The organism is Chitinophaga sp. 01L420 (assembly GCF_056399985.1).
The window spans coordinates 1-2,936 of sequence record NZ_JBFTSK010000111.1 but is presented as its reverse complement, the minus strand read 5'-3'; the positions used below and the strand labels follow the sequence as shown (position 1 = coordinate 2,936).

Here is a 2,936-nt window from a genome sequence, read left to right as displayed (position 1 = left end):
GCGCCATACATTTCCCAGACAGAGAAATCGAAACAATAGGAATGGAAAAGTGTCCAGGTATCTTTTTCAGAGAAGTCGAACAGGTTTTTATCGTTGAATAAAAGTCTGACTACATTCCGGTGTTCAATCATTACGCCTTTAGGCTGACCTGTAGATCCGGAAGTATAAATGATATAGGCAAGGTCCTGCGGCTGCACGTCAACAGGCGTGAAGGCTACTCCTTCTTCGAGTTGATCTATGAAAATGACAGTGCCGCTGTAGTTYAACGCGGGATCCACGGTTGCCTGTGTGATTAATAACGGGGTGCCGCTATCTTCCAGCATATAGCTGATACGGTCTGCCGGATAATCGGGATCCATGGGAAGATAGGCGCCACCTGCCTTTAATATTCCCAGCAGGGCGGCGATCATGTCGGGGCTTCTGTCCAGCAGGACCGCGATAATAGGATTTTTAGCAGTTGGCAGTTGGACCCTGATAGCAGCAGCTACCTGGTTGGCTTTTGCATTCAGTGCTGCATAGGTCATTTGATGGTTGTCCCATACTAATGCAGTTGCATCCGGAAATTTGTTAGCCTGTTCTTCAAATAGCTGATGCAAACATTTATCTGTTGGATAGTGGGCGAATGTATTGTCATTACCCGTCAGCAACCACTGTTCTTCCACGGGGGTAAGGATGTTGATGTCCGCCAGTTTTTTGTCGGGTGATGCGCTGATCTGCTGTAACAGATTTACATAGTGCTGCAGGAGTGCGTGAACAGTTGCCTCATGGAAAAGATCGGTACTGTATTCAAGACTTAATCCAATATGTGGCCCCGTTTTAACGCCTTCCAGCAGCAGATCAAACTTACTGGTGTCATAAATATCTTCTACGGGGCTGAGGATGGCGTCTGCCAGCCGCAACTGTTCTTCTTCCTCATACCGGAAAGCAAACATGATATCGAACAGCGGATTGCGGCTCATATCTCTTTTCAACTCCAGTTGTTCTATCAGGAACTCAAAAGGATATTCCTGATTTTTTAAGGCGTCTACACTGGTTTGTTTTACTTCGGCGAGGAAGGTTTTAAACGTTTTTTGGCCGGAGGGATAGGATCTCAGCACCAGGGTATTGATAAATACGCCCAATACTTTATCCAGTTCGGCCCTGGTACGGCCGGCTACTGGCGTACCAACTACTATGTCTTCATTTCCGGAATACTTATATAGTAATATCTTAAACGCCGCCAGTAATAACTGGTTGATGGTACAATCCAGTTGCGTGCTGCGTGTATGCAATTGTCGGGAGAGGTGTTCCGGTAATGCAATCTGTATTCTTTTCCCGTTAAAGGATTTCAGTGCCGGTCTTGGGTAATCAGTTTGTAAAGAGAGCACGGGCGCTTCCTCTGAAAACTGCTGTAGCCAATAGTTTTGCTGATCCCGGATGCTGTCGGAAGCAAGGATATTATTTTGCCATACTGCGAAGTCTTTATATTGAATGGTTAAAGGCTCAAGGCTTTCCCCGTTATAAAGCTGCATCAGTTCTTCCATAAATACGGCAGCAGAAATGCCATCAGAGATGATATGATGCATATCGAAGAGGAACAGTTGTTCAGCATCGCTGAAATCATATACATGGGCTCTCAGCAGTGGTGGCGCTGAGAGGTCAAATGGGCGGATGAATGATTGTATCAGCTGCGCTTGTGTTGTTACCGCTGCTTTTGTATAGCCAATGTGGAAAGGCATAGCGGCTTGTATGATTTGCACGGGCATGCCATCTCTCATTTCAAAGGCCGTTCTCAGCGCTTCATGTCGTGCGATYAAATCCGTAAAGCATTTTTCCAGGCGTTGGATATCGATTCTTCCCGTTACCCTGAAAGCACTTGGTATATTATAACTGTTTTCCGAACCTTCGATCTGGTGCAGCAGGTATAAGCGTTTTTGGGAAGAAGACTGGGCATAAAACGGCAGAACCGGAGCAGGCTGAATCTGTTCTATCAGCTCTTTTTGGTGGGTATCGATATAGGCAGCCTGTTCTTTTACAGTAGGGTTTTTAAAGAACAGGTTTAATGGCAGGCTTACCTGGAATATTTTGAAAATTCCAGCTACTGCATTCACCGCTTTCAGTGAGTGGCCACCGAGTTCAAAGAAATGGTCATACAAGCCTACTCTGGGAACGTTCAATAGTTTTGTCCACAATGCTGCCAGTTGTATTTCTGTGGGCGTTACCGGTGCTTCGTAACCAGCAGAAGAAAGGTCTGTTTCTTCTGGAACAGGTAATTGCTTCCTGTCGATTTTGCCGTTGCCGGTCAGCGGGAAATGGGTCATCACCATAAAGAAGGCGGGAACCATGTAGTCTGGCAGAAAAGCTGCCAGGTGCTTTCTCAGATCCGTTGTTGTTATCTGCTCCTCACTGATCACATAGGCGCATAAATATTTATCGCCGGAAGGATCTTCCCTGTCTATTACCAGTGTGTCTTTTACGGCATCGTGTAACAACAGTTTATTTTCTATTTCTCCCAGCTCTATGCGGAAGCCCCTTATTTTTACCTGGTGATCTATTCTGCCGAGGTATTCAAAATCGCCACCTGGCAACATTTTAGCCAGGTCGCCGGTGCGGTATAATTTTTCTCCCCCAATATATGGGTGATCAATAAACCGTTCTGCGGTGAGTGCTGCTCTGTTGAGATAGCCCCTGGCCAGTCCTGCGCCTCCGACACATAATTCTCCTGCCACTCCTTGTGCCACCAGTTGTTGATCCTTGTCCAATACCAATAAGGAAAGGGTCGGGATAGGTTTCCCGATATTGCTGGTGTTGAGATGGATTTCTTTTTGTGTGATCTCTTTATACGTAACATGCACCGTTGTTTCGGTGATGCCATACATGTTAATCAGCTTGCAGGCAGGGTATTTTTCGTACCATCCTTTGAGCTTTCCGGGCTTGAGTGCCTCGCCTCCGAATAT

General features: G+C 46.3%; 1 protein-coding gene. It reads right to left on the bottom strand.

All coding sequences use genetic code 11. The annotated features are described in order from the left end of the window. The coding region (locus AC1DP6_RS36340) for a condensation domain-containing protein (protein ID WP_477059285.1) at positions 1-2,936 on the bottom strand (2,936 nt) is incomplete at both ends.